This is a genomic window from Microbulbifer litoralis (genome assembly GCF_023634065.1).
In the GTDB taxonomy this organism is placed as follows: Bacteria; Pseudomonadota; Gammaproteobacteria; order Pseudomonadales; family Cellvibrionaceae; genus Microbulbifer; species Microbulbifer litoralis.
The window spans coordinates 195,874-222,535 of sequence record NZ_JALKCV010000003.1; the positions used below are offsets into that span (position 1 = coordinate 195,874).

Here is a 26,662-nt window from a genome sequence, read left to right on the forward strand (position 1 = left end):
AACTTCCCGGGCTTCGGGAAGGCTTCCGAGCCAAGTACCGCCAACGATCCACTACTCCTGTTCCCGGCATGCTTTCACCGTGGGGCGGGCAGTGTAACGCAGCGGTCACCTGCAGAGAATAATGGAGCCCTCAGCGCGGAATAATGGAGCCTTCGATCCTTCAGACCGGCTTGTGCGCCACGCTGTGGCTACCCACCTCGGCAAACTCGGTGCTGTCGATATTGTCGATAAACAGCCACTCGGCCTGCACCTGTTCGCGGCTGAACGTCAGCGCCATATAGCCGCGCTGGTGCAGGTTGCAGTACTGCAGGTCGTCGATCAGCACCGACATGCCGCGGGCCATCTCCCCGGCCGACTTTTCATCCAGCTTCAGGTAGCTCTCCATTCCCGGTGAAGACACGCTGGGCGTGGCGAATTCCATCCCCACCAGCTTGCCGGCCTCATCCTTGAGGTGATTGCACCAGGCGTTGTGGGTATCGCCGGCCACCACCACCAGGTTTTTGCCCAGCTCGCCGATGTGACGGTACAGCGCCTCGCGCTCCACCGCATAGCCATCCCAGGCATCCAGGTTGTAGGGCAGCACCTGTTCCAGGCGCGCCCGCTGGCTGTCGCTGAGCGGCTCGCCCCGCAGGCTGGCCGCCTTCAGTGCCACCAGCTCCGCCGTGGTGTCCCTATTCTTACCGCCGGAGGCAAAATTCAGCATCATCTCTGCCGGCAGGTGCATTTTGCCCATCAGCACCTGCTGGCCCAGCAACTGCCAGCGGCCGCTGGACTGTTCCAGCGCCTGCGCCAGCCAGTTGCGCTGCTTCCCGCCCAGCAGCGTGCGCCCCGGTTCGCCCATGGCGGCGGCGAAGGCGCGGCTGTCGAAGCTGCCGTCCTCGTCCATGTAGCTGCCGAAATCGATCTGCTGGTCGCGGCCGATCACACGCGTGTCGAGCATATGCAGGTCCAGCAGGTCGCCGAAGCGGAAGCTGCGGTAGATCTGCGGATTGCGATCCCCCCGCGGCGGGCGGATCGGCAGCCATTCGTAATAGGCCTGCACCGCAGCGGCGCGGCGGGCGAAGAAATCGCCTTCGCCCTCGTTGTGGTTCTGTGCCCCTTCCTTCCAGGTGTCGTTGGCAATTTCGTGATCGTCCCACACGGCGATGAAGGGCGCCGCCGCATGCAGCGCCTGCAGGCCGGCATCGGTGCGGTAGAGGGCATAGCGCTTGCGGTAATCCGCCAGGGTCAGTATCTCGCCGGCATTGTCCTCGGGCAGTGCGCGGCCGATTTCCGCCGAGCGCTCGGTGGCGTAGCCATCCGCCGGGTATTCGTAGATGTAGTCGCCCAGGTGCAGCACCGCATCCCAGTCGCCGCGCTGCGCGGCCAGCTGGTAGGCGTTGAAGTAACCGGCGGGATAATTGGAGCAGGAGAACACAGCCAGTTTTACCTGCTCCACATCGCTCCCGGGCAGGGTTTTCGTGCGGCCCACCGGGCTTTGCTCGCTGGCGCCGACAAAGCGGTAGTAGTAGCCGGTGGCCGGCTGCAGTCCCTGCACATCGATCTTGACGGTGTAATCCCGCCCCGCGTGCGTCTCGACACTGCCGCGGCGCAGCACATCCGTGAAGCCGCTGTCCCGCGCCAGTTCCCAGGTGACCTTCGTCGGCTCCGACGGATCCCCGCCGCCCGTCGGCAGGGCGCGGGTCCACAGAATCACCGCATCCTGCAGCGGATCGCCACTGGCCACACCGTGCGGGAAAGAGACCTCGGAGGGCAGTTCGGGCCGGCCCATGGCCTGCAGCGGCGTGGACACCGCGACACTGCCACTGGCAGCCAGCGCGGCCTTGATGAAATTGCGTCGGGTGAATCGGTTCACGGTCAGCCCCCTATCGGTGAAATACGGTCTGCAAGCGTAGGGATTAAGTATGACAGTCCTGCTAAGGCGCGATGAAGCGCAGCGCCCGGCATTTTGATAGTCTGGGTCCCGGAACCGCAACGATAGCCCCTGCGAATGAAACAACCCTCTTTGCCCATCGCCTTTCTCTCCCTTCTGGCGCTCGCGCTGCTGTCGAGCAGCGGCTGCGAACCGGCACCATTCAACGGCGGCACCGCACTGCCGGATGGATCCGTCTACAGCGGCGCTATCGAAAACGGGCTCTTCCACGGGCGGGGGCAACTGAGCTGGCCGGACGGCAGCGAATACCAGGGGGAATTCACGCGCGGCCGGATCAGCGGGCAGGGCCGCTATGTCTACGCCGATGACTGCATCTACGAAGGCGAATTCCTCAACGGCAACTTCAACGGCGAGGGCCGCTACGAATGCGGCGGCACTGTCTGGCAGGGTGAGTTCGAACAGGGGGAACTGCTGCAGGGCTCGGTCAACTGGGCGGCGGGCGACAGCTATACCGGCGCATTCCAGGACTGGGAGCCGCACGGCCGGGGCCATCGCATTACCGCCGACGGCGCCCACTACGAGGGCACTTTCGAATACGGCTACCTGGTACAGGGCAACTATCGCGACGAACAGGGCTATCGGTACCAGGGCGGTTTCGAGTACGGCTACTACAATGGTGAGGGCAAACTGACCCAGCCGGACGGCACCACCATCAGCGCCACCTTCGAGTACGGCGAGGCCAATGGCGAGGGAGTCCGCACTCACCAGACCGGAGACGGCGAGCCGCAGGAAGAACGCGGCTATTTCGTGTCCGGGCGCTACTATGCCAGTGAAAAGGCCTGGCGCAACAGCGGCCGGCAGCAGCAGGCGGCGGTGGAAGCGCGCCTGTACAGCGAGGGCGACCGGCTGCAGTCCGCCTTTTCCTCACTGGCACCACAGCGACCCGGCGTGCGGGATGTGTACGCGCTGATCGTCGGCGGCGATGGCACCTCGCCGGTCTTTACCAAAGAGGTGGACTGGGTGGCACAGCGGCTGGGCGGCGTACTCGATATCGATGGGCGCCAGCTGCGCCTCAGCAACGGCAGCGACGACAGGCTGCCGCTGGCCACCCGAACCAGTGTGCGGGAGAGCCTCAAGGCACTGGATGCCGTCATGGATCCCGAAGAGGACCTGCTGTTCGTACACCTGGTCAGCCACGGCGACGACAACGGGGATTTCATGCTCGACGAGCGGAAGCTGCCGCTGAACGACCTGTCGGCAGCGGACGGCAAACAGTGGCTGGACGAACTGGGCGCGCGCCACCAGTGGATCATAGTGTCCGCCTGCTATTCCGGCCTGTGGAAACAGGCCCTGGCCAGCCCCGAGCGCGCCATCTTCACATCCGCCGCGCCGGATCGCACCTCGTTTGGATGCGGCGGCGACTCCCAACGCACCTGGTTCAGCGCGGCCCTCTACGGCGAGGCACTGGACAACGGCGTCGGCGATCCCGCGGCCTGGTTCCGCGCCGCCAACGCGCGGGTGACCGAGATGGAAAAGGAACAGGGCATCGAGGAAGACGCCCACTCGCTGCCGCAACACGCGGTGGGCGCAAGGTTTTTGAACTGGTGGCAACAGTAGCGCGGCCACCTTCTCAGTCATTGACAAAGGGAGACTTGAATCGTCATGTACCCAACAAAAATCGCAGTGATCCTGACCGCCGCGCTGCTCGCAGCCTGTGGCAAGGGGCCGGAGGAAACGGCCTCAGCCGCGCCGGAGCCGGCAGCGGCCGAGACACAGACAGCGCTGCCCGAGGGCGTAACCCTGGTCGAGACCTTCGATGGCGACGGCGCCGAGATCGCCATCCCCTACAGCAAATACAAGCTCGACAACGGCCTGACCGTGGTGCTGCACGAGGACCACTCGGACCCGCTGGCGCACGTGGATGTCACCTACCATGTGGGCTCCAACCGCGAGGACCCGGGCCGCTCCGGCTTCGCCCACTTCTTCGAACATATGATGTTCCAGGGCTCGGAAAACGTCGCCGACGAGCAGCACTTCAAGATCATCCAGGAAGCCGGCGGCACCCTGAATGGCAGCACCAACACCGACCGCACCAACTATTTCGAGACGGTGCCCGCCAACCAGCTGGAAACCGTGCTGTGGCTGGAGGCCGACCGCATGGGCGTGTTCCTGGACGCGGTCACCGAGAAAAAATTCGAGGTCCAGCGCGAGACGGTCAAGAACGAACGCGGCCAGCGGGTGGACAACCGCCCCTACGGCCGCGCGCTGGAAACCCTCTACGCCAGCACCTACCCGGACGGCCACCCCTACTCCTGGCCGGTGATCGGCTGGATGGAAGACCTGAACAAGGCGGACCTGAAAGACCTGAAGCGCTTCTTCCTGCGCTGGTACGGCCCCAACAACGCCACCCTGACCATCGGTGGCGATATCGACAAGGCGCAGGCACTGGCCTGGGTCGATAAATATTTCGGCAGCATCCCCGCCGGCCCCAAAGTCGAGGACCTGCCCAAGCAGCCGGCCAAACTCGAATCCGACCGCTATGTCACCCTGGAGGACAATGTCCACCTGCCGGCGCTGGCGATGATGATTCCCACCGTCTACTACAACCACGCGGACGAGCCGGCGCTGGACGCGGCGGCGGCCATCCTCGGCCAGGGCCAGGATTCCATGCTCTACCAGCGCCTGGTGCAGACCGGCCGCGCGGTGCAGGCCAGCGTCTCCCACTCCTGCAAGGAACTGGCCTGCGAAATGTGGTTTATCGTGATCCAGAACCCCGCCTCCGGGGAATCCCTGGCGGAAATGGAACAGGCGGTGCGCGATACCCTGACCGAATTCGCCGAGCGCGGCGTCACCGAGGACGACATGGTCAAGTTCAAGGCCGGCTACGAATCCGGCCGCGTATTCGGCCTGCAGTCCGTGTCCGGCAAGGTATCCACGCTGGCCGCGTTCGAGACCTTTACCGGCAGCCCCAAAGGGATCGACGACCAGATAAAAGCCTATCTGTCCGTGGAGACCGATGACGTCACCCGCGTGTTCGACCAGTACATCGCCGGCAAACCCTCGGTGCTGCTGAGCATCGTCCCCGACGGCAAGACCGAACTGGCGGCGGCGCCACAGAATTACGAGTGGCAACGCACCATCCCGGAAAGCTACGGCGACGACGGCCAGGCCCTGGCCCTGCGCCCGGTCAAGGACGACTTCGACCGCAGCGTACAGCCCACCCCGGGCGTCAACCCGCAGGTGGAACTGCCGGCGATCGACGACGGCCAACTGAAAAACGGCGTGCGCCTGCTGACAGTACAGAACGACGAGACACCCACGGTGACCATCCAGGCGGTGTTCGGCGTCGGCCAGCGCGACGAGCCCCGCGGCAAGGCCGGCCTGACCTCACTGATGACCTCGCTGATGACCGAGGCCAGCACCGAGCGCAGCGCGGCCGAATTCGCCGAGGCACTGAAACGCCTGGGCGCCTCCATCAATATCCACGCCGGCCAGCGCGACACCACCGTCACCCTCAATGTGCTGGCCAAGCACCTGGACGCGGCCATGCCGCTGATGATGGAACGCATCCTCAAACCGGACTTTACCGAAAAGGATTTCGCCCGCATCAAGCAGCAGACCATCGAGGGCCTGCAGCAGGCGCGCAAGACACCGCAGGGCCTGGCCTCCCGCGCCCTGGGCGCCGTGATGCGCGGCCCGCAGCACCCACTCAGCTACCCCGGCGGCGGCCTGCCGGATACCGTGGCCAATATCACCCTGGACGATATCGAGGGTTACTACAAAGCCCACTTCCCGGCGCACCTGCGCGGCGTCACCGTCAGCACCAGCCTGCCCCACGACACCATCGTCAAGGCGCTGGACGGCCTGGCGCAGCTGGAAGTCAGCGAGCCGGTGCGCAAGGCCATCGCCCTGCAGAAACCGGAAATCGACGGCCGCACCGTCTACCTGGTGAACAAACCCGGCGCGGCCCAATCCAGCCTGCGGGTCAGCCAGTTCGCGCTGCCCTACGATGCACTGGGGGATTACTACCTGGCCGGCCTCGGCAACTTCCCGCTGGGTGGCAACTTCAACAGCCGCATCAACCTGAACCTGCGTGAGGACAAGGGCTACACCTACGGTGCCCGCACCTACCTCAGCGGCGACCCGGAGAGCGGCCTCTACACCTTCAGCGCCGAAGTGAAAAAAGACGCGACCGCCGATGCGCTGAATGAAGTGTTGACCGAGCTGGAAACCTACGATGGCAAAGGCATGACCGCAGCCGAGTTCGACTACCTGCGCGCGGCCATCGGCCAGCAGGAAGCGCGCAAGTACGAAACCCCGGGGGATAAACTGGGACTGCTGGACCGCATCCTCAGCTACGACCTGCCGCTGGACTACCGCACACAGCAGAACGCCCTACTGAAAGAGACGGATCGCAAGACCCTGAACAAGGTCATCACCAACGTGCTGGAACCGGAAAACCTGGCGATTGTGGTGGTCGGCGATGCGGCCAGTATCCGCGAGGATGTGGAGGCACTAGGTATGCCGATTGTGGAGCTGGATGAGGATGGTTATGTGAAGGAGGCCGGAGAGCCGGCGGAAAGCACGGAGTCCGCGAGCCTCTAAGCCATCTAGCGCCCCGCTTTTCTCCCCTCTCCCCCCGGGAGAGGGGCCGGGGGAGAGGGCAAGCGTCAGCGGCCCCCACACTCAAACCTCAGCCCGCCACCCCGGCGGGCTTTTTTATTGCCAAATCGCAATCACTTATCTGCAAGGCAGAGCGTAACCCGGATGGAGGCGCGCAGCGCTGGAGTCTGGGAAAGGGGGCGCCGGGGACAGTGCGCGTCCCGGATTCCGCTGCGCTCCATCCGGGCTACTCACTGCGAGCAGCCTCCTACAGCCACCCTCGTCACTCCGGCGAACGCCGGAGTCCAGAACAGGACTGGATATCACCCCGGACTGATCGCGGCCACCGGCCGCTCCTACAGGGGGCAAATAGTCACCGTAAAAGTAAGTTCCGGGTTATGCCAGAGCGCTTCGTATTGAATCCCTGAAAATCACATTCAGCTCTTCGCGCACCTTTCTTCCCTCGAGAATATCCGGCCTGCCCTGCCCCTTGAACCTCTCCTCGTAGCTTTCCAGTTCAGACGCCACAAAGCGATTGATACTCTCGATACGCTCACCTTTACCGAGCTCAGGCGTAACCCGCTTTTGCTCCAGCAGCCTGGCGATATCCGCCTTTATTTCCTCGGGCGCGACCGCCTCCACAAGCCTGTCAAATTCCACCGGCGGAACGCCCATACCCGCCTGGATATATCGGATAGCCAACAGCGGCCTCAGCACGTAGAAATACTTCTTGAGCTTTACCTGGGTTTTATCCAGGTGCTCTCGCGCGTTGTTTCTGGCCATATGGCTATAGTGATAGCAGAGCGCAATATCATTGATTGCCCCGGGCGCTAGTTTCCTAAGGCGATCCGCAAGATCGCCTCTATCGATATACCGGATTGGGCTGTTCAACCATTCCAGTAAAGCACCATTGGTGCGTGTAAACAGGTAAAGGGCTTTGCGCAGATCCCATCCGCTGCAGTCGATCTCATCGACGATCGGGTACTCGATCACATCCCTGCGGCTTTCCACATCGAAGGACAGATACCACTCTTCCGGGCGGACATAGATAAAGCGCACATCATAGTCGGAATCCGGGGATGCAAATCCCCAGGCCCGGCTGCCCGATTCGCAGCAGTAAAGGATCTTTACATTGTGCTCCTGCTCGGCCGCCGCCAGCCTCCGGGAAATTTCCTTGCGAACGCTCTCTTCTATCAACGCGATCTCCATGATTCTTTCAAATTTGCAGTTAATTTATCAGGAATGATCGCAGTTGGCATTAGCCCGTAGGAGCCGGCTTGCAGGCTCCTACGGCCACCGTCGTCACTCCGGCGAACGCCGGAATCCGGAACAGGGCTGGGTGCTCCCTTGTAGGAGCGGCTCAACCAGCCATTTTTGCGGCCCGCGCCGCGTGCAGTTTTTTATAACTCTCAATCAGGCGCAGATGCTTATCCAGCCCCTGCAACTGCATATTGGTCGGTGTCAGGCCGTGGAAACGCACACTGCCATCCACTGAACCGACCACCGCCGCCACAGTCTCCTCGCCGAACATACGGCGGAAGTTGCCCAGGTAATCGTCGAGCGCCAGCTCGTCATCCAGCCCCACTTCCAGCACCGCATTCACCGCCTGGTAAAAGAGCCCGCGCTCCACCGTGTTGTCGTTGAACTGCAGGAACATCTCCACCAGCTCCAGCGCCTCTTCGTGGCGCTGCAGCGCCAGGTAGATCAGCAGCTTCAGCTCCAGCACCGTCAACTGCCCCCAGACGGTGTTCTCGTCGAACTCGACCCCGATCAGCGTAATAATGGTCTCGTAGTTGTCGATCTGGCTCTCTTCCAGCCGCTCCACCAGATCCTCCAGCTGCCCGTCATTCAGCACGTGCAGGTTGAGGATATCCTCGCGGTAATCCAGCGCCTTGTTGGTGTTGTCCCAAACCAGGTCCTCCACCGGGTACACCTCGGAATATCCCGGCACCAGGATGCGGCAGGTGGGCGCGCCCAGATCCTCGTAGACGGCTACGTACACCTCCTTGCCCAGCGCCTCCAGAATTCCGAACAGCCGCCCGGCTTCGGTCTCGTTGCTGTCCGCGTGATCGCCGGAGAAATCCCACTCCACGAACTCGTAATCCGATCTGGCACTGAAAAAGCGCCAGGAAACCACGCCGGTGGAATCGATAAAGTGCTCGACAAAATTGTTGGGCTCGGTCACCGCCTCACTGCTGAAGGTGGGCGGCGGCACATCGTTCAGGCCCTCGAAGCTGCGGCCCTGCATCAGCTCGGTCAGGCTGCGCTCCAGTGCCACATGGAAACTCGGGTGTGCGCCAAAAGAGGCAAAGACACCACCGGTACGCGGGTTCATCAGCGTCACGCACATGACCGGGAAGCGCCCGCCCAGGGACGCATCCTTGACCAGGATCGGGAAGCCCTGCTTTTCCAGTGCCTCCACCGCCTCGACGATATCCGGGTACTGCGCCAGCACTTCCTGCGGCACATCCGGCAGCGCGATCTCCTGTTCGATAATCTTCTTTTTCACCGCCCGCTCGAAGATCTCCGACAGGCACTGCACCTCGGCCTCGGCCAGCGTATTGCCGGCGCTCATGCCGTTGCTCAGGAACAGGTTCTCGATCAGGTTCGACGGGAAGTACACGGTCTCGCCATCCGAGCGGCGCACAAACGGCAGCGAGCAGATACCGCGGTCGGCGCGGCCGGAGTTGGTGTCGACCAGGTTGGAAGCGCGCAACTCGCCGTCCGGATCATAGATGGCGCGGGTGTGGTCATCCAGGATACCCGCCGGCAGCGCGTCGTCCGGGCCCGGCGCAAACCAGCACTCGTTCGGGTAGTGGACAAAGTCGCTGTTGGCGATCTCCTCGCCGAAGTACTGGTCGTTGTAGAAGAAGTTGCAGTTCAGCCGCTCCAGGAATTCCCCCAGCGCCGAACACAGCGCCGCCTCCTTGGTGGCGCCCTTGCCGTTGGTAAAGCACATGGGCGAGGCCGCATCGCGGATATGCAGCGACCACACATGGGGCACGATATTGCGCCAGGAGGCGATCTCGATCTTCATGCCGAGATCCGCCAGCAGGCCGGTCATATTGTGGATGGTCTGCTCCAGCGGCAGATCCTTGCCCTCGATAAAGGTGCGGTGCTCGCTGTCCGGCTCCACCATCAACAGCGCCTGGGCATCCTCCGCCAGGTTCTCCACCGTCTCGATCTGGAACTCGGGGCCCGTCTGCACCACCTTCTTGACCGTACAGCGATCGATGGAGCGCAGAATGCCCTGCCGGTCCTTCTCCGAGATCTCCTCCGGCAGCTCCACCTGGATCTTGAAGATCTGGTTGTAGCGGTTCTCCGGATCGACAATATTGTTCTGCGACAGGCGGATATTGTGGGTGGGAATATCGCGCGCCTTGCAGTAAACGCGAACAAAATAGGCCGCACACAGCGCCGACGACGCCAGGAAGTAATCGAACGGACTGGGCGCCGAACCGTCGCCCTTGTAGCGGATCGGCTGGTCGGTGATGACCGTGAAGTCATCGAACTTGGCTTCGAGGCGGAGGTTATCGAGGAAGTTGACGTTGATTTCCATGGAGGGCTTACCGGGATTGGAGGCTTTGGCGGGCCAGTTGGCCGAGGCGCGCCATTATCCAGAAATCGAGCCCTAAGGGTAGTTCGTCTCGGTTGTGTCCAGGCCCCACGCGCAGCTGTTCACAGCCACTTCCCCGCTTCTTCAATGACCGTTTCCACGCGCCTCGGTACCGGTTTCTTGTGTCGGCTGCAGCGGTACACCGTTTCCGTGACCGGTTTGGCCAGGCGGTGGACACTAATCCGCTTGGGCCTTGGAAAAGCTTCCACCGCATAGGCGGGCAATACAGTAAAGCCCAGCCCCCTGCTAACTGGCTCCAGGATCAGGCCGATCTGGTTGGAGAAACCCCGCGTTGTGAACATGCCGCTGTTCTCGAACTCCGAAAAATTCGCACCGAGCAGTAGCCCCGCATGGTGCGCACCATCGGGGTGATCGATAAAACCCAACTCGGTCAATCGCTGCCAATCGGGCTTGCGGATACTCGCAGGGGTAACCAGCAGCAGCGCCTCTTCCGCAACCGGCTGGCAAGCCACTTCTTCACGGGCGGAAGCCCGGGTCATAAATCCGATATCCGCCCGGTCATCGGCGATGGCACTCTCCACATCGGCGTTGGGCGCAAACCGGTAGTCGATCGCCAGCCCGGGATGCCGCTGCTGTAAAGCCAGCAGATGCGGATACAACCGGAGCCCCACACTTCCGGGCGACATTACGCGGACCAACCCCTCGTCGGCAGGGTCCTCTCCAAGGGCTTGTTCCAGGTTCTGCAGCGCAAAGAGGATCGCCCGCCCTTCCCGGTAGAGCCGCTCGCCCGCATCCGTGAGTGTGAATTGCTTGCCTTCCCGGAACAGCAGGGGCAGCCCCAGTTGGTCTTCCAGCTTGCGCACCTGCTGGCTCACGCCTGACTGGGTCATATGCAGGCGCTCGGCGGTACGGGTGAAATGATCAACCTCGACCAGGGTGCAGAAGGTGCGTAGCCAGGTGGTATTAATCATCACACCTCGTACTCATTTACATTTCAAATAATCATTTTAGATGATCATCTAGACTATGTAATCTGCGTCCAGTTTCACGCCAGGAGCAAAGCAAATGAGCAACGTGTATCCGCGCACCTTTTCCCATATCGGCATTTCAGTCCCGGACCTGGAAAAGGCGGTCGAATTCTATTCCCAGGTCCTGGGTTGGTACGTGATCATGGAACCAACCCGGATTGAGGAGGACAATAGCGCCATTGGCGAGATGTGCACCGATGTCTTCGGCTCAGGCTGGGGCAGCTTCCGCATTGCCCACCTGTCCACCGGCGACCGTATCGGTGTGGAGATTTTCCAGTTCAATAACCAGGAAAAGCCTGAAGACAATTTTGAATACTGGAAGACTGGCATTTTCCATTTCTGCGTACAGGACCCGAACCTAGAGGCGCTGGCCGAGCGCATTGTTGCCGCCGGCGGCAGGAAGCGGATGGAAAAACCGCGCTACTACTATCCCGGAGAGAAACCCTACCGGATGATGTATATGGAAGACCCCTTTGGCAATATCCTGGAGCTCTACAGCCACAGCTACGAGCTGATCTACAGTGCTGGTGCTTACTAATTTTTAGTCGACAACGCACAGAAATCGACGGCGGGCCCGCGATCTTTCGATCCAGCGGGCCCACCGCAATCAAAAACCAGTGCTTATATTGCCCTCCAGGCAGCTGTTACTGCCCACCCTGCCGCTGCTGTAGAGCTATCATTTCTTCAAATGGCTGCAACAGGCCCTGAAAGTTGTTCTCAGGCTCCAACTGCGCCATCGCCATCACGATGCTCTCAAGGGTGGAGAGGCTGTTGACAATGGACGAGCGACGAATTTGGTAGTTGGACTGCAACGCCCCCTCAAAACTGACCCGCGGCAACTGCTGCAGCGCCGGATGCAGATGCAACATCTTTTTCGACTTGCGCCAACTGGCATCAATCACCACCAGCTGTTCCAGCAGGCCCGCGGCCAGCTGTCCGCCCGCCCCCACCTGCTCTACCGCGGGAAGCCAAACCAGGTTCGGGTATAGCAAAGCAGAACCGGGCCCCAGCAGGCGCGCCAACTCGGCATAGCCCAGAGCCTCGGCCACCACCAACTCGCTGTTCGCCAGGCACAGATGCGCCATGCGCCCGGTATTGAAAGGATGCTTCACTTCCAGGGGGTGCTGTATGATCAGCACCTTGATCCGATTGGCGATATGAACCAGCGCGCTGCAGTAACAGACATTCAGCGGGCGCTGGCAGGTTAGGCAGATCTGGCGCGGCATAGATGAGTGAGAACCCCGAGTTTACGGCCCACTGGCTCTCCGATGCGGAAATACCACTGGCGAGTAAATTCTACCGTACCTACAAATTCCGCGGCAAAGCGCGGCGCCACGATCCCTGCATGGTGATCCGGAACCGCCAGCAGCAGATCATCGCCTGCGGCTGCCTGCGCAAACTGACCGACAGCCAGCTGCTGACGGGCGTGACGGTAGTGCCGGAATATCGAGGCCGGGGCGTCGCCCGTTTGCTGGTTGGCGATATGGCGAAAGCATTCGACCGGCATACCTTCACCTTCCCCTACCGGTACCTGGTTCCGTTTTATACGGCATTGGGATTCGTGCAAGAGGAGGAAATGGGCCAGCCAAGCGCCATTGTCGATCGCCTGCTTACCTACCGGCGGCAGGGGCGGGATATTGTGTTGATGCGTTATGCGGGCAATGGAAGTACCCGTTCCGCTTAGTATTTACCCAGTACTATCTAGTTGTGTCATCGAAAGTAGTGATGAAGACCGAATCGCTGCACCGCCTTTGCCGCCTCTCAGCATTTCAGGTTAAATTCCGCGGCATTTTCGCCCTCAAAGATCGTAACAAGTGTGAGCTGGCACTCGCCCTTTGAGTGGGGAATATTCACTTCATCCCCAATTCTGAGGTTGTGCCTGTCCCCAGCCACCTTAATACACACTACCGTTCGGTTGGCCCCACAGGGCGTGCCGACCATCGTCAGTATGGTTTCATCGGGCGTTACACTGGTACTCGTTCCCCCTTGCATGGTGAACTTTCCTGGCACCTGGGCAGGCTCGGTAGCCGCTTTGGGAGGATCTCCGTTGGCGATTATCGGCTTCTTGCCACCCCGCAGATAGTCGTAGGCCAGCATCGCAAGCAGCCCACCCGCGGCCGCAATAAAAACCCCAACGACGATATATTTTCTATCGATTTCCATCTTTAACCCATAGATACATGTGTCAGTGATTGCAGGGCTTCACGGAATCACCGAAATCCGTCATTGGTTATCTCCGCCAGGTATGGCACTCAACGCACCCTGGCACGCCCTGCGTCATACTTCGTGAAGTACTCTCGATTGCTCAATCGAGAATAGCACTCCCGCCCACCCGCTAGTCCTGCGGGAATACACTGGCCTCTGCGCTCCGCCAAACCTTTCCATGCCTCAGGCAGGACACCCTACCCGATCAGGAGGATCCTACGCCAAGCGAGCCCGGTATCCTTTATCGTTCCTTTATCCGTTGTACGTAGTAAAAGCCTACTTATCGATCAAGTCCCAGTTGTCTGGTATCCACTGCCAATCGCTTCGGCTCGCTCTGTAAACCACACAGGAGTACAAACTGAACGGCTCTTTGCTAAACGGCCTTCCGCCATGGTATGGCGAAGATCTCTGGTCTATGCCGCCTCTGCACTTTTTCTGAGAAGCTGGATAAAGGGCCGATTTAATCAATATGTAAGTGCCAACTGGTACCTAGGTTAACTTCTACTCCCTACAAACTTCTCACAGCGACCCTTCTGAGGCCTGTGTCACGTTATCCATTTCCCGGGGTGAATTATGCGCCATGCCCCGGCATGCAAAAGAACAATATGGCACCGAATGCGCATATAAAGGAACAGAAGTCTCAAATAAGAAGCTTTTGACAATCTGTGCACCTTGAGCACGACTAACTCAACGCGCCGGCCGTGCCACTGGAAGTGGAATGGACTGCGCCGTTGCCCTGTGCCAGCAGACCAAGGCTCCTTCGTGATGCTTCAAGATCGGTGAGTAATTTTAGGCTGTCTATACCATGACATAACTAAGGAGTAGGAATGGACAAGGTAATCAAGCAAGCTCAAGAGCTACTGATGGAACACCCGCTTTACAGAAACATCTCCAACATTGAAGAGTTGAGATTGTTTATGAGTCGGCATGTATTTGCGGTATGGGACTTTATGAGCTTGTCGAAAAGACTGCAGCGTGAACTAACCTGTTTAAATTTACCCTGGACACCCCCGCAAAACCCGGTTGCATCCCAGCTAATTAACGAAATTATCCTTTACGAGGAATCCGATACCGATATGCAGGGCAAGCCGTGCAGCCATCTGGAAATGTATCTGGCTGCGATGGGAGAGGTGTCGGCAGATGACTCTCAATTCCTGGCATTTCTGGAAAGCCTGGAAAAGAGCGATGATATAGATCTGGCACTGCGTCAAGCGTCAGTTCCCGCATATATTTCCAAGTTTGTAAAAAATAACTTGCAGATTGCCATGCACGGCAAACTGGAAGAAGTGGCCAGTAACTTCCTCTATGGAAGGGAAGATGCGATCCCGGAGATGTTTACCCGGCTTCTGGGAGCCTGGGCAATCGACGACAAAAATGCACCAACCATGATTCATTATTTGAAACGCCATATTGAGCTTGATGGTGATGAGCATGGACCGGCTGCCCATGAGATTCTTAACGAACTACTGACGACGGAGGAAAAAACGGTACGAGCCAGAACCGCTGCGGCTGATGCCATATCAGCACGCATAGAACTCTGGGATGGTATCTTGGAGGAAATTCAGGCTAAGCGAGAGCACAGCACCCATGTGAAATTGGCAGCTGGCGCCGGGACTAGCGTAGCCCGGGAAAGCCTGGACTATGCTTGATCGTGCGCGTCATGTTAGAGCGTACTCACCTTTGAGTGAATAATCACCGGTACTGCGGTTTTGCCTGAGTGTAATGCCGCAGTTTCCGTTCTTCCGGTGAAGGCAGGTAGCTTGCCTTTGGCGGGTTGTAGCGCTGCGTAGCAGTCTTGCGTACTTATATGGATTAGTTCAGACCTGATCTGGTGGGCAAAGCGCAGACCGACAAAGAAGCCGCCTCCGGTGTTGTCCCGTAGGTCCACCACCAGGTTACGGATGCGGTGCTTATCCAGGTACTCGCGGACATCCTCGGCAAAGGACTCCGTGCCGGAGAAGGACGGGTAGCGGGCAAAGTAGACGTAAGCCACGCGACGGTCCTCGTCGGCACTCAGCCACAGGTAGTCGGACTCGGTCACCCGCTTGTCCCGGAAGGGCACAATCTGCTCCGCGTAGCGGACGGTGACGCCCTCCCGGTAGTCCGGGCAGGAAATGGCTTCCAGCGTCACCGCTTCCCGCTGGCCGCGTTCGTCCTCCAGGGTGAAGGTGGCGGAGGCAGGATCATCCACGATACCCAGGCCGGCCAGTATGCCCGCGACATTCAGGTGGTACGGCAGGTGGCGAGGCAGGGAGTATTCGTTCTCCACAGTCAGTACCACGAGCTCCAGCCTTTCGACTACCTCTGCGTTGGACATCTCCCCCACCGTCACCAGCTTGCGTCCCAGAAAGCGACGATGCTCCGGCCCGGTTCGCAGCAGTCGCAGCTCGCCATCCATAAACTGGAACAACAATGGATAATGCTGGTGTTCCGCACCCCAGAATGGCACGCGGGTATGCCCGTCTCCCACCAGCCGGCTGATGCGCATCAGCTCGATCATTACTCCATCGTCTGGCTCAAGGTGGTTTACCAGTTCCAGCCGGGGGCAAACCGATGATGATAGGGGCACAATAGGCGCAGTACCGGTTCCAGCAAAGAGGAAAGCATGAAAAATATCTGCGTCTACTGCGGCTCCAGCCCCGGGCGCCGGCCCGAGTACCGCCAGGCGGCCGAGGCGCTGGCGGCGGAGCTGGTCTCTCGGGGTATCGGGTTGGTGTACGGCGGCGCCAGTATCGGTGTGATGGGGGCGGTGGCCAATACGATGCTGGCCGGCGGCGGCCGCGTGACCGGGGTGATCCCGGAGGCGCTGGCGGTGCGCGAGGTACCGCACCCCAATTTGACGGAGATGCATGTGGTGGGCTCCATGCACGAGCGCAAGGCGATGATGGAGTCGCTCTCCGATGGCTTTATCGCGTTGCCCGGCGGGCTGGGAACACTGGAGGAGTTGTTCGAAATCCTCACCTGGGCGCAGCTGGGTTTTCACCGCAAGCCCTGTGGCCTGCTGGATGTGAGCGGTTACTTCCGGCATCTGGCCCGCTTCCTGGATCACTGCGTGGCGGAGCAACTGCTGCAACCGCAGTACCGGAACATGCTGCTGGAAGCCGATTGCCCGGCGAAGCTGCTGGCGCTGATGGATAAATACCAGCCTCCGGCCGTGGACCAGCGGCTTTCGCGGGAGGATCTCTAGCCTGTGTTTAACCTTCCCGGACAGTGGCGGCACAAAGATACGCCCGGGAAAACTCCAGCTTTTATTGAATCCCGCTTATTCACAGCTTTTTGCCGGGGAAATTTTTAAGCCGCCTGTTGTTTCTCACCCTGGAAGTTAGGCAGTACTTACTCCGGTTTCACAGTCCACCGCAGCGGTCCGGCAAAGATGAAGGTTCGGTTACTAACATATTCATTGGATAGATCTGTGAATAAGTTTTGAGTATCCCGCCCGAACCCCATGATGGCAGGGCCTGGAAAAAACGTGTGAAAAAACAGCAATCGGTGGGGGATGGGCGGGCCAGGTGGCCCGCCCTTGCGTCACGGCAGTCATTCCGGCACGGAGTCTTGACTGGCCTTGATCCGGTACCGGAATCCAGGTGCCCCCGAACTGGATACCGGCTTCCGCCGGGATGACGAGTCAGGGAATGCCCGATCGACAGCTGGCTGTCAGGAAGCGTCGGAAGGCTGCAACTTGACCAGGTTGTTCAATACACCTTCCAAGCCGCCATACACGGAGATCTTGTCGATCCGTGCGGTCACCCGCTCCAATGCCTCGAGTTCCTTCAGGCGCATCAGCACCGGGCTGTTTTCCATCATCTTGGCGGTGTTGTGCAGCGATCGCATGGCCTGGGTTTCCTCCCGGCGCTTGATCAGGTTGGCTTCGGACTCCTTCTGGGCCTCTACGACCTGGTTCAGGATCTGCTTCATATCGCCCGGCAGGATGATGTCCTTGACCCCCACGGTTGCGATTTCGATGCCGTATTCGGCCAGTTTCTCGCGCACGTCCCGGGCGATACCGAGGTTCAGGCTGTCCTTGTCTTCCAGCAGTTCGTCCAGGCTCTGGGTACCCACGGCTTCGCGCAGGCGCAGCTGTAGTTCGCGGTAGATGAACTCGGCATATTTGCCCAGCTTCATAACGGCCTTTTCCGGGTCCAGTACCTTGTAGCTGGCGCTCAGGTTGATGCGCAGGCTGACGCGGTCTTTGGTCAGGATTTCCTGGCCGCTGACTTCCACGGTCTGCAGGCGCAGGTCCACCAGCTGTACGCCGATGGAGCGGTTGCACTTCCAGAAGCCGTAGCTGCCCGGCACCAGCCGCTGTTCCAGCTTGCCGTTGACGGTCAGCAGGCCCACGTGCTCGTCCGGCACCTCGACATACTGCACCGCGGAACCGGCGGCCGCGCTTCTGCCCACCCTGGAGCCGCGGCCGAGCAGGCGCACGAGTTTTTCATCGATGGTGTACTGCTCGCTGATGTCGACGATCTCCACACGCACCTGCTCCACGCCTTTCCACACCGGCAGGAAGCTGCCCGGCGCGAGGATATCCACCAGGCGGCCGTCGCGGTACAACAGGCCGACCTCGGTGTCGCTCAGGTCGTAGGACTCGATATAAGGTGCCAGCTTTTCCGCCTGGCTGTTGAGCAGGAACTTGGCACTCAACGCGGCGTTGGCACGCTCGAAAATTACGTTGCTGATATCGTAGCGCTCGACGCGGACATCCCCGCCCAGCTGCAGGATACGGTGGCGGCCCGGCTCGAGAACGCGGATAAACCGGTTTCTGCGAAACAGGAAGGCGCGCTCGTTATCGGCAATATCAACATTTTTCCATATAAACACTTTACTTCTCCGTCTGTTGATTACCCCTGTTCGGTGCGCACGGCGCAGCCTGCGGCCCCATTGGGCCCGGGTAATCGAGGGTGAGGCCCACCCGGAAACGCGGAGGGCGACGGCTTGAACCGGGCAGGTCGCGCGGCCAGCGGCCGGACCAGCCGTCGTCAGGGGAAGGTGCATGTGCACGCGCCCGATCGGTCGGCGAGTCCGGCTTGGCCGAACAACGTGCCGGGTTTCCCACCACCGGCGTCCGCGCCCCGGCGCCCTGAGACGCTGAATGCCGTCTCCCCGGGGGGATCCGTTTATCAGCGAATCGGGACCATGGGCCTCTTACTGCTTTTGAATGAGGGGATTTGAACCCCAGGCTTTCGCCTTTTCCACATGTCGTTGGGAAAACGAGGTAACTTTGGCAGGACTCGAACCCGCTACCCGCCGATTGCTCGGCTGCTCTACCCGATGAGCTACAAAGTTGTGTTCGGGTCATTCCCCGCTCGGTACACAGCAGGCCAGTGGCCCTTGCGCCGGGCTGGCATACAGAACCAGCTCCGCTGAACGGACATTGTCCCCAAACTCTTTTACAACCCGCTGCACACGGCAACTGGTCAGTATTCTTTTACCGGCACATCCCCTGTGCGATCTTTCATCCGGTGATTCTACTTGAGAGGGCGCGCGGTTTGCGACGGCAGCAACGCTACACCGTCACGCGCCAGGCGAGTTCGCTTTCCCTCTCCACTTTTACATCGGCGCCGGTGAACTGCCGTATCACGGCGATGTTCGTCAGCAGGTGCGCGCTGGGCTGCAGCGTCGTGAAGCTACCGCCCTTGCCCAGCACCATCGGCAGCAACAGCTGGTCGGCCAGGTGTTCGCCCACCGGCACACCGGATTGCAAGTACCGCTTCAGCTCGGTGGCGGCGCGACCGGCTACCCGTTCGGCACTCAGGCCTTTCTCACCCACTTCCTCGATCACTTCGGTGACCTGCTGCGAGAAAACCCGCAGCGAAACGATATTGCCGGGACCGGCGGACTCCACTTGCCGCTGGTGCAGTTCTTCGGCTGGCCAGTGGCATTTTTTATGGATCTGCTGCAGTTCCCGCTCGGCGACGTGCGCCGCTATCCGCGCAGACGTCACCACGGCTTCCCTTTTCAGCAGATCACCGCGGCTGGTCAGGTGCAGGGGCTGCAGCTGCCGCGCCGGCTGGAGCTGCGCCCGCCAGCGGCCGCCGCCGGCCGGGTAGAAGCCGAAGCGTTCCAGTGCCACTTGTGCCCGGTATCCCATCCGCGCCATCAGTGGCAGGAAGGCCAGCTGGATAAAGTCGAAGCTGGGCGCGCTGCCGTTGTGGGTACCGCCCTCCAGGCAGAGCTCACTCTCGCCATCGGCCAGCAGCAGCGGCAGCAGTACCGTCTGGAATACCAGGCTGGTGCTGCCGGCGGAGCCGATGGCGAGCGGGTATTTTCCCGGCTTTACCCGGCCCGGCTCGAACACCACGTCGGTGGAGCCCAGTGCATCGCCGGTGATCTGCGCATCGCTGATATCCCGACCGACGCGCAGGCAGGCGAGGTGCTGGCGCAGCAGGCCCGGCTTGCGACGGCCGGCGCGGATGTTCTTGATGCGCACCGGTTGTTGCAGACACAGGGACAGCGTCAGCGACGAGCGGAATATCTGGCCGCCGCCTTCACCCTGTGAGCCGTCGATAATCAACATTTTCTTATTCCTTTCCGCCTTTACATCGGGCGGTGATCAAATTCGCTTGCGTCATTCCCCGGAAGCAGGCGCCCGTTAGCTATCGGGTTTCTGGATTCCCGCGTTCGCGGGAATGACGATACCTTTTGAAGGGCCCTATCCTTTTACGCATACCACCTGTTTCAGGGTGTAGACGATCTCCACCAGGTCTTTCTGGGCCGCCATGACCTTTTCGATCGGTTTGTAGGCCGCCGGTGTTTCGTCGATTACACCGCTGTCCTTGCGGCACTCCACGTCGGCGGTGGCTTGCAGGTGTTCTTCCAGCGACACCATTTTCTTGGCCCTGGTGCGCGACATCACGCGGCCGGCGCCGTGGCTGCAGCTGCAGAAGCTGTCCGCATTGCCCAGCCCGCGGACGATAAAAGAGCGCGCACCCATGCTGCCCGGAATAATACCCATCTCCCCCTCGCGAGCGCGCACGGCGCCCTTGCGGGTGACCAGTACATCTTTCCCGAAGTGGTGTTCGCGGGACACATAGTTGTGGTGGCAGTTGACCGCTTCCATACGCGCGTCGAAATCCATGTTCAGCGCCGTCTTTACCGCATCGATGGCACGGGCCATCATCACCTCGCGGTTGACGCGGGCGAAGTTCTGCGCCCATTCCACCGCCTCCACATACTGCTCGAAGTGCTCGGTGCCCTCCGGCAGGTAGGCCAGGTCGGAGTCCGGTAGGTGGATATGCCAGCGCTCCATATCCCGCTTGGCCTTCTCGATAAAATGGGTGCCGATACGGTTGCCGACGCCGCGGGAACCGCTGTGCAACATCAGCCAGACGCTGCTGTGCTCATCCAGGCACATTTCCACAAAGTGGTTGCCGGTGCCGAGCGTACCCAGGTGGCTGATGTTGTTGGTCTTCTCCAGCACCGGGTGTTTTTGCTGCAACATATCGAACTGCGCGGCCAGCGGCGCCCAGGCTTTCAGCACATCGTCCGGCGCATTGCTCCAGGCACCCTTGTCGCGGCTGCCGCGGTGGCGCGCCGAGCGGCCGTGGGGGACGGCGCGCTCAATGGCGGAACGCACGCCGGCCAGGTTGTCCGGCAGCTGCGCGGCCTGAATGCTGGTGCGCACCGCCATCATGCCGCAGCCGATATCCACGCCCACGGCCGCCGGTATCACCGCGCCCAGGGTCGGCACCACGCTGCCGATGGTGGCGCCCTTGCCCAGGTGCACGTCCGGCATCGCCGCTACCCACTGGTGGATAAACGGCATGCGCGAGATATTTTTCAGCTGCTCCCTGGCCTCGGCCTCGAAAGGCACACCGACGGTCCAGGATTTGATCGGCACGCCGCCGTCCTGCATCACTTCATACGTTTGCTGGTTCACTGTTCTTTTCCCTGTTCCGATGCGTTGGCGGTGCTGTTCGCGTTTGCGTTGCCCGCTGTTGGCCCCTCTCATTGCCAGGAAGGTATTGCCAGGAAAGTGCCAACGTTGCGCAAGACGTCAAAAAAAGTTTCAAGTGATTGATTTATAAGAACTTATTTTTTCTTTAAGGCAACTTATCCACAACTTGTGCAAAAGTCAGATTGCGCATTATCTATCTTTTTCGATAGCAGACTTTTATATTCGATAACCATGAAAACAGTAGCCATCAGTATTCTCGGCACCACCATGGATCGGCGCGGCAAGGGCAACAAGCGCTGGGACAAGTGGCGGCCGACCGTTTCCATGTTCCAGCACGAGGATCTGCTGATCGATCGGCTGGAGCTGTTGTTCGACAACCACTCCCAGGGCCTGGCCGACCAGGTGACGGAGGATATCGCCCGCGTGTCGCCGGAGACGGAGGTGGTGCACCATCGGGTGAATTTCGGCGATCCGTGGGATTTCGAGACGGTGTACAGCCAACTGCTGGATTTCGCCCACGGCTACCGGTTCCGCCCCAACCGGGAAAATTACCTGGTGCATATCACCACCGGTACCCACGTGGCACAGATCTGTCTCTACCTGCTGACCGAGGCCGGCTACCTGCCCGGCCAGCTGCTGCAGACGGCGCCGGCAAAGCGCGACAGCAACCTGCCGGGGCAATACCAGGTCATCAACCTGGACCTGTCCAAGTACGACCAGATCGCGTCGCGCTTTCGCAGGGAGCACGAGGAGGGCACCGTCTACCTGAAGGGCGGCATCGAGACCAACAACGCCGCCTTCAATCGCATGATCGAGCAGCTGGAAAAAGTCTCCATCCGCTCCAACGCGCCCATCCTGATTACCGGCCCCACCGGCGCGGGCAAGACCCAGCTGGCGCAGCGGGTGTACGAACTGCGCAGACAGCGCGGCAAGCTCGAGGGCCGGCTGGTGGCCATCAACTGCGCCACGCTGAAGGGCGAGAACACCATGTCGGCGCTGTTCGGCCACAAGAAAGGGGCCTTCACCGGCGCTACCGCCGACCGCGCGGGGCTGCTGAAAGAGGCCCACAAGGGCCTGCTGTTCCTGGACGAGATCGGCGAGCTGGGCCTGGACGAACAGGCGATGCTGCTGCGCGCGATCGAGGACAAACGCTTTATCCCGTTCGGCTCCGACCGCGAGGCGAGCAGCGATTTCCAGCTGATTGCCGGCACCAATAAAGACCTGGCACAGAGAGCCCGGGAGGGCAGCTTCCGCGCCGACCTGCTGGCCCGCATCGACCTGTGGACCTACGAGCTGCCCTCACTGAAGGAGCGGATCGAGGATCTGGAACCGAATATCGATTACGAGCTGGAGACCTTTTCCAACAGGGCCGGGCACCTGGTCAGTTTCAACAAGGCGGCGCGGCAACGGTACCTCGCCTTCGGCCGCTCAGCGGAGGCCAGCTGGTCGGCCAATTTCCGCGATCTGAATGCCAGCATCACGCGCATGGGCACGCTCGCGGATGGCGGGCGGATTACCGTCGGCGTAGTCGATGAAGAGATCCGCCGCCTGAAGCGCAAGTGGCAGGCCTCGACGGATGGCGACGACAATCCCGGGGCGGCGATCGAGAGGGTGCTCGGGGAGGGCAGCAGTGCGGAGATGGATTACTACGACCAGCTGAAACTGGCCGCGCTGATCCGGGTCTGCCAAAACGCCAGCTCGATGGCGGAGGCGGGCAGGAAGCTGTTCGATGTGAGCCGGCGGGCGAAGAAATCGAACAACGACTCACATCGCGTCAGGCAGTTACTGGAGAAGTATGGAATCCGGTTTGAGGAGCTAAAGGAATTTGACCAGACGGTCGCATAAGTATTCGGCGCAGACTCAGCATATAGCCATTTATATGTAAACTCTTAGGCTCTAAATTTACATATGAAATCTCATGTGTAAGGCCGGCCCTGGTCTTTTTCCACAGCCCTTAGCGATCAAACAGATCCAGATAACGGCCAAAGAAAAATACGCGGTTGCGCTGATAGCCTGTTACCTCGTGCAACACCCCGTCATCAACCATCTTTTTCAACAGGGCCGACGCGGTCTGGTGACTAACCTCCAGCAGTGCTGCAGCACCATTCGCTGTAATGGCCGGGCGGCGATACAGGTGTCTGAGCAGGATCTGTGCCTTTTCAGCCCGCTTCCCGTAACCCAGGATGAGTGTATCCATTTCCTGGCGCAGTGCGAGAATCCCCTGAAAGGTTTCCTTGCCTTTGCTCGCCGTTTCAACCACTGCCGACAGAAAAAAGCGTACCCAATGCCGCATATCATTGGAAACCCGTACCCTGGTCAACGCATCGTAGTAACTGCCGCGGTTGCGCTCAAAGAAATCCGACAGGTACAGAGAGGGTTTCCTGAGTAATCCTTTGCCGACCAGGTACAGGGTCACCAAAAGGCGTCCGATACGACCATTGCCATCCAGAAATGGATGAATGGTTTCAAACTGGTAGTGACTCAGGGCAATACGAATCAACTCTGGAACATTGATATTCTCGTTGTGCCAGAACAATTCCAGATCGGCCATCAGTGCAGGAACCTGATCCTGATGGGGCGGCACAAAAGCAGCATCCACCAAGCTGCTACCCCCAATCCAGTTCTGGCTGACACGAAACTCGCCGGGGGTCTTGTGTTCCCCACGAACACCCTGCATCAATATGGCATGGGTCTGCTTCAGCAGGCGATTTGACAACGGCAGTCGTCCCAATTGCGCAATAGCCTCGTTGATGGCCTGCACATAATTGCGCACCTCCATCCAGTCGTTGCGTTTTCCGGAGCCACTTGCGCGGCATCATCCAGCACCGCTTCGTCCATCTGTGTCTGGGTGCCCTCGATACGCGATGAAGTATTTGCCTCCTTGGTAATATGCATTTGAATAAAAAGATCCACGTCCGGCACTATCAGGGTGAAAGCGTCCAACTCCGCCAGAGCGCGGGAAGCTTTCTCTAGCAGGGTATTGATCACCGGATCTTCCCAGTGCCACTCCCGATTGATTGTGACTGGATCAAAGCTTTTGTATTGATACTGCTGAATCCAGTTGCCCGCCTCAAAGCTTTCAAATTTTACCGGCACATCCTGATCCATCAGTCGACCACTCCTGTTTCGCTCGCCCATTTATTGGCTGTGAGTTTGCCAGAAGGTTAAGGAGATGTCGTCCGGGGCGCAGTCAGGCGGCCTCGCCAAAAATCAGCGACTTGTGTGCCGCCATCCCCGCCATGGCCCCATCCGCCATCGCAAAGGTCACACTGCCCGCCGCGCGCGCGGTGTCGCCGCAGGCGAATACAGCGGGCACCGAAGTCGCCTGCATGTTATCGGTCTGGATGACGCGCCCCACCGGGCTTTCCTCGAAGGCGCAGCCGAGTTGTTGCGCGAGCGGGCTGGCAGGTTCCAGTGTTGATACGACAAACAGGCCGGCCAGTTCGACAGTGCGGCCGTCGCGCAGGTGAACGGTGGCTTCGCCCTCCCCCGCCAGTTCTGCGACCGGTTCCGCCTCGATACTGACATTGCGCGCCGCCAGCTGGCGCGATGCCTCCGCATCCGGTTCGACGATACCGTTGGTAAACAGCGTGGTCGGGCCCCAGTCCGGCAGCATCAGCGCCTGGTGGATCGACATTTCATTGACGCCGAGTACGCCCAACGGGCCACCGTCGAGTTCATAGCCGTGGCAGTAGGGACAGTGGAAGACGGATCTGCCCCAGCGCTCGGCCAGGCCGGGCAGGTCCGGCAATTGATCGCGCACGCCGTTGGCGAGAATCAGGCGCCGGGCCTCGAAAGCATCTCCCGTTTCGGTCTGCACGCGGAAAGTATCACCGTCGCGCCCGACGAACCTGGCGACAGTTTCGATCCAGGTAACGGTGGGGTATTTCAGCAACTGGGCGCGGGCGTCGTCGGCGATCGCCGATGGCGCGCGGCCGTCCTGGCCCAGGATGCCGTGGGCGTGTTCGGCAAAGCGGTTGCGGCGCTGGCCGGCGTCCAGCACCAGCACACTGCGGCGCGCGCGCGCCAACTGCAGGGCCGCGGCCATGCCGGCGTAGCTGCCGCCGACGATCAGTACATCGTGAATCGCCATTGCGATACCTCCTTTAAAGGGCAAATTCGGCCTGTCTGTTCACTGGCCCTGCGGAGATCGGGCCGCATACCAACCGCGTATCAAGCCCGCCTGGTAAAAAGGTGTCGGCGGCTGGAAGCCACCGGATTCGATCATGGCTTCCACTTCCGCCGGTGGCAGTACGGCGACGTCGCGGCCATAGGCGCTGCGGATGCGTTCCAGTTCGCCGGGCGGAATATCGCCGGCGCCGCGCATCATGCGGAACCACACTTCCAGCAATTTTTCGTAGGTTGCCGATTCCCTGTCGAACGACAGGTCCGAACTGGCCAGTATTCCGCCCGGCCGCAACCGCCGGGCAATATCGCGGAAGAAACCGACGCGCGCCTCGCGCTGCAGGATAAATTGCGATACCAGCAGCGCGCTGGCGCCGTGGAAGTCGGCGGAATCGGCGAGTGACTCGAGATAGTCCCGATGGAAGGAGCAGCGTTCGGCAAAGCCCGCTTTGTCGGCGTGGCCGCGGCAGACTTCCAGCATCGCCGCGGAGGGTTCCACCACGGTAAAGTGCCAGTGTGGGAAATTGTCGGCGAGAAAACGCAGCTCCGCGCCAGTGCCGGCCCCCACACAGAGAAAGTGGGCATCTGCGGGGAGGTCGGAAAACACCGAGCCCATCAGCAGGTGCAGTGCCTGGTTGAGCGGCGCCAGCTGGCGCCACTGTTCGTCGTAGGTGGCGGCCTGCTGGTCGAACGCCTTGCGTATTGAATCCCGTTGCATCTCGCTTCTCCGATCGATTGTTCGGCCCGAACTGGGTTCGCTGGCGAATCACTGCCGGTTGGCGCACTCCCGCTGGCCGCTCTTCATACGCAGACGGAAGTCCCGGCTCAGCGCCGCCAGGGTGATGGTGCGGAAGCGGTCCAGCAGCAGCGCCTCGGCCTCGCTGAAGGCGTCGCTCATGGCCGCGTTCACGGCTTGCTCCACCAGGCAGCCGGGGGACTCGGTGCGGTGGCCCAGCGCCAGCACGTCGGGCGCACCGAGGGCGACGTGGATATCGTAGAGGGTGACCTGCTCCAGATCGCAGGCCAGCCGCCAGCCGCCGCCGTGGCCCTTTTCCGACTGCACCAGTCCCTGCTTGCGCAGGCCACCGAGAATGCGGCGGATCACCACCGGGTTGGTCTGCATCATGCCCGCCAGGGCCTCGGAAGTGACCGGCCCGTCGGTATCCGACATGTGCAGGAGGACGTGGAGTACGCCGGAAAGTCTGCTGTCTCTTTTCATGTAACTCAGAATATTACATGAAACGACACTGTGCAATGCCTGTGGATAAATAAATCCACAGTGCCTGTTCCGCAGTCATACCGAGTTATCCACAGCCGGTTTTGTTATGGCAAGGCGGGCGCGATAAAGGCCTGTG

At 60.6% G+C, this 26,662-nt stretch carries 22 protein-coding genes and 1 tRNA gene; 7 read left to right on the forward strand and 16 right to left on the reverse strand.

Annotation, left to right across the window (positions count from 1 at the left end):
• Positions 1–160 precede the first annotated feature (160 nt).
• Positions 161–1,855: an alkaline phosphatase D family protein gene (locus tag MWN76_RS06535; protein WP_250460341.1), complete on the reverse strand. Its 1,695-nt coding sequence runs from the start codon at positions 1,853–1,855 to the stop codon at positions 161–163.
• A 135-nt stretch (positions 1,856–1,990) separates the two neighbouring features.
• Here MWN76_RS06535 and MWN76_RS06540 point away from each other — a divergent pair, with 135 nt between their 5' ends.
• Entirely contained in the window at positions 1,991–3,490 is a 1,500-nt protein-coding gene (locus MWN76_RS06540) for a C13 family peptidase (protein ID WP_250460343.1), read from the forward strand.
• 45 nt (positions 3,491–3,535) lie between these two features.
• Positions 3,536–6,478, forward strand: coding sequence for a M16 family metallopeptidase (locus MWN76_RS06545; RefSeq protein WP_250460344.1), 2,943 nt, complete (start codon positions 3,536–3,538; stop codon positions 6,476–6,478).
• Positions 6,479–6,871: 393 nt separating this feature from the next.
• Here MWN76_RS06545 and MWN76_RS06550 read toward each other — a convergent pair whose 3' ends face one another.
• The 3 genes from MWN76_RS06550 to MWN76_RS06560 form a co-directional block, all read right to left on the reverse strand.
• Complete coding sequence (locus MWN76_RS06550; RefSeq protein ID WP_250460346.1) at positions 6,872–7,684, reverse strand: nucleotidyltransferase domain-containing protein; 813 nt, start codon at positions 7,682–7,684, stop codon at positions 6,872–6,874.
• A 151-nt stretch (positions 7,685–7,835) separates the two neighbouring features.
• Entirely contained in the window at positions 7,836–10,034 is a 2,199-nt protein-coding gene (locus tag MWN76_RS06555; protein ID WP_250460348.1) for an OsmC domain/YcaO domain-containing protein, read from the reverse strand.
• Positions 10,035–10,153: 119 nt separating this feature from the next.
• Complete coding sequence (locus tag MWN76_RS06560) at positions 10,154–11,023, reverse strand: LysR family transcriptional regulator (protein WP_250460350.1); 870 nt, start codon at positions 11,021–11,023, stop codon at positions 10,154–10,156.
• A gap of 94 nt (positions 11,024–11,117) precedes the next feature.
• On the opposite strand from MWN76_RS06560, the gene MWN76_RS06565 reads away from it, so the two are divergent.
• Entirely contained in the window at positions 11,118–11,618 is a 501-nt protein-coding gene (locus MWN76_RS06565) for a lactoylglutathione lyase family protein (RefSeq protein ID WP_250460352.1), read from the forward strand.
• A 106-nt stretch (positions 11,619–11,724) separates the two neighbouring features.
• On the opposite strand, the gene MWN76_RS06570 is transcribed toward MWN76_RS06565, so the two are convergent.
• The gene (locus MWN76_RS06570) at positions 11,725–12,306 is read right to left on the reverse strand and encodes a tRNA-uridine aminocarboxypropyltransferase (RefSeq protein ID WP_250460354.1); all 582 of its coding nucleotides are present in this window, start codon (positions 12,304–12,306) and stop codon (positions 11,725–11,727) included.
• A 2-nt stretch (positions 12,307–12,308) separates the two neighbouring features.
• Between MWN76_RS06570 and MWN76_RS06575 the strand changes: the two genes are divergently transcribed.
• Positions 12,309–12,764, forward strand: coding sequence for a GNAT family N-acetyltransferase (locus tag MWN76_RS06575; RefSeq protein ID WP_250460356.1), 456 nt, complete (start codon positions 12,309–12,311; stop codon positions 12,762–12,764).
• A gap of 77 nt (positions 12,765–12,841) precedes the next feature.
• Here MWN76_RS06575 and MWN76_RS06580 read toward each other — a convergent pair whose 3' ends face one another.
• Positions 12,842–13,243: a hypothetical protein gene (locus tag MWN76_RS06580; protein WP_250460358.1), complete on the reverse strand. Its 402-nt coding sequence runs from the start codon at positions 13,241–13,243 to the stop codon at positions 12,842–12,844.
• Positions 13,244–14,112: 869 nt separating this feature from the next.
• On the opposite strand from MWN76_RS06580, the gene MWN76_RS06585 reads away from it, so the two are divergent.
• Positions 14,113–14,934, forward strand: a complete 822-nt coding sequence (locus MWN76_RS06585) for a DUF3050 domain-containing protein (RefSeq protein WP_250460360.1) — start codon at positions 14,113–14,115, stop codon at positions 14,932–14,934.
• Between the two features lie 14 nt (positions 14,935–14,948).
• Here MWN76_RS06585 and MWN76_RS06590 read toward each other — a convergent pair whose 3' ends face one another.
• Positions 14,949–15,785, reverse strand: coding sequence for a S41 family peptidase (locus tag MWN76_RS06590; protein WP_250460362.1), 837 nt, complete (start codon positions 15,783–15,785; stop codon positions 14,949–14,951).
• Positions 15,786–15,890: 105 nt separating this feature from the next.
• On the opposite strand from MWN76_RS06590, the gene MWN76_RS06595 reads away from it, so the two are divergent.
• Positions 15,891–16,472, forward strand: coding sequence for an LOG family protein (locus MWN76_RS06595; protein ID WP_250460364.1), 582 nt, complete (start codon positions 15,891–15,893; stop codon positions 16,470–16,472).
• Positions 16,473–16,939: 467 nt separating this feature from the next.
• Here MWN76_RS06595 and MWN76_RS06600 read toward each other — a convergent pair whose 3' ends face one another.
• The 4 genes from MWN76_RS06600 to MWN76_RS06615 all read right to left on the reverse strand — a co-directional run bounded on the left by MWN76_RS06600 (position 16,940) and on the right by MWN76_RS06615 (position 21,164).
• Positions 16,940–18,106: a slipin family protein gene (locus MWN76_RS06600; RefSeq protein WP_250460366.1), complete on the reverse strand. Its 1,167-nt coding sequence runs from the start codon at positions 18,104–18,106 to the stop codon at positions 16,940–16,942.
• Between the two features lie 395 nt (positions 18,107–18,501).
• Positions 18,502–18,571, reverse strand: a tRNA-OTHER gene (locus tag MWN76_RS06605).
• Between the two features lie 220 nt (positions 18,572–18,791).
• Complete coding sequence (gene rtcA, locus MWN76_RS06610; RefSeq protein WP_250460368.1) at positions 18,792–19,802, reverse strand: RNA 3'-terminal phosphate cyclase; 1,011 nt, start codon at positions 19,800–19,802, stop codon at positions 18,792–18,794.
• Positions 19,803–19,937: 135 nt separating this feature from the next.
• The gene (locus tag MWN76_RS06615) at positions 19,938–21,164 is read right to left on the reverse strand and encodes an RtcB family protein (RefSeq protein ID WP_345780057.1); all 1,227 of its coding nucleotides are present in this window, start codon (positions 21,162–21,164) and stop codon (positions 19,938–19,940) included.
• 249 nt (positions 21,165–21,413) lie between these two features.
• On the opposite strand from MWN76_RS06615, the gene rtcR reads away from it, so the two are divergent.
• Positions 21,414–23,027: an RNA repair transcriptional activator RtcR gene (rtcR, locus tag MWN76_RS06620; RefSeq protein ID WP_250460369.1), complete on the forward strand. Its 1,614-nt coding sequence runs from the start codon at positions 21,414–21,416 to the stop codon at positions 23,025–23,027.
• 109 nt (positions 23,028–23,136) lie between these two features.
• On the opposite strand, the gene MWN76_RS06625 is transcribed toward rtcR, so the two are convergent.
• From MWN76_RS06625 to MWN76_RS06645, 5 genes are all read right to left on the reverse strand, one after another.
• On the reverse strand, positions 23,137–23,943 hold the full coding sequence (locus tag MWN76_RS06625; RefSeq protein ID WP_250460371.1) for a Fic family protein: 807 nt from the start codon (positions 23,941–23,943) through the stop codon (positions 23,137–23,139).
• Positions 23,880–24,290 (reverse strand): Fic/DOC family N-terminal domain-containing protein, encoded by a 411-nt coding sequence (locus tag MWN76_RS06630; RefSeq protein WP_250460373.1) that lies wholly within the window; start codon positions 24,288–24,290, stop codon positions 23,880–23,882. Before MWN76_RS06630 ends, MWN76_RS06625 begins: the two co-directional genes overlap by 64 nt.
• Positions 24,291–24,372: 82 nt before the next feature.
• On the reverse strand, positions 24,373–25,275 hold the full coding sequence (locus MWN76_RS06635) for an NAD(P)/FAD-dependent oxidoreductase (RefSeq protein WP_250460376.1): 903 nt from the start codon (positions 25,273–25,275) through the stop codon (positions 24,373–24,375).
• A gap of 39 nt (positions 25,276–25,314) precedes the next feature.
• Positions 25,315–26,025 (reverse strand): class I SAM-dependent methyltransferase, encoded by a 711-nt coding sequence (locus MWN76_RS06640; protein WP_250460378.1) that lies wholly within the window; start codon positions 26,023–26,025, stop codon positions 25,315–25,317.
• Between the two features lie 48 nt (positions 26,026–26,073).
• Positions 26,074–26,526 (reverse strand): Rrf2 family transcriptional regulator, encoded by a 453-nt coding sequence (locus tag MWN76_RS06645; RefSeq protein WP_250460380.1) that lies wholly within the window; start codon positions 26,524–26,526, stop codon positions 26,074–26,076.
• Positions 26,527–26,662 lie beyond the last annotated feature (136 nt).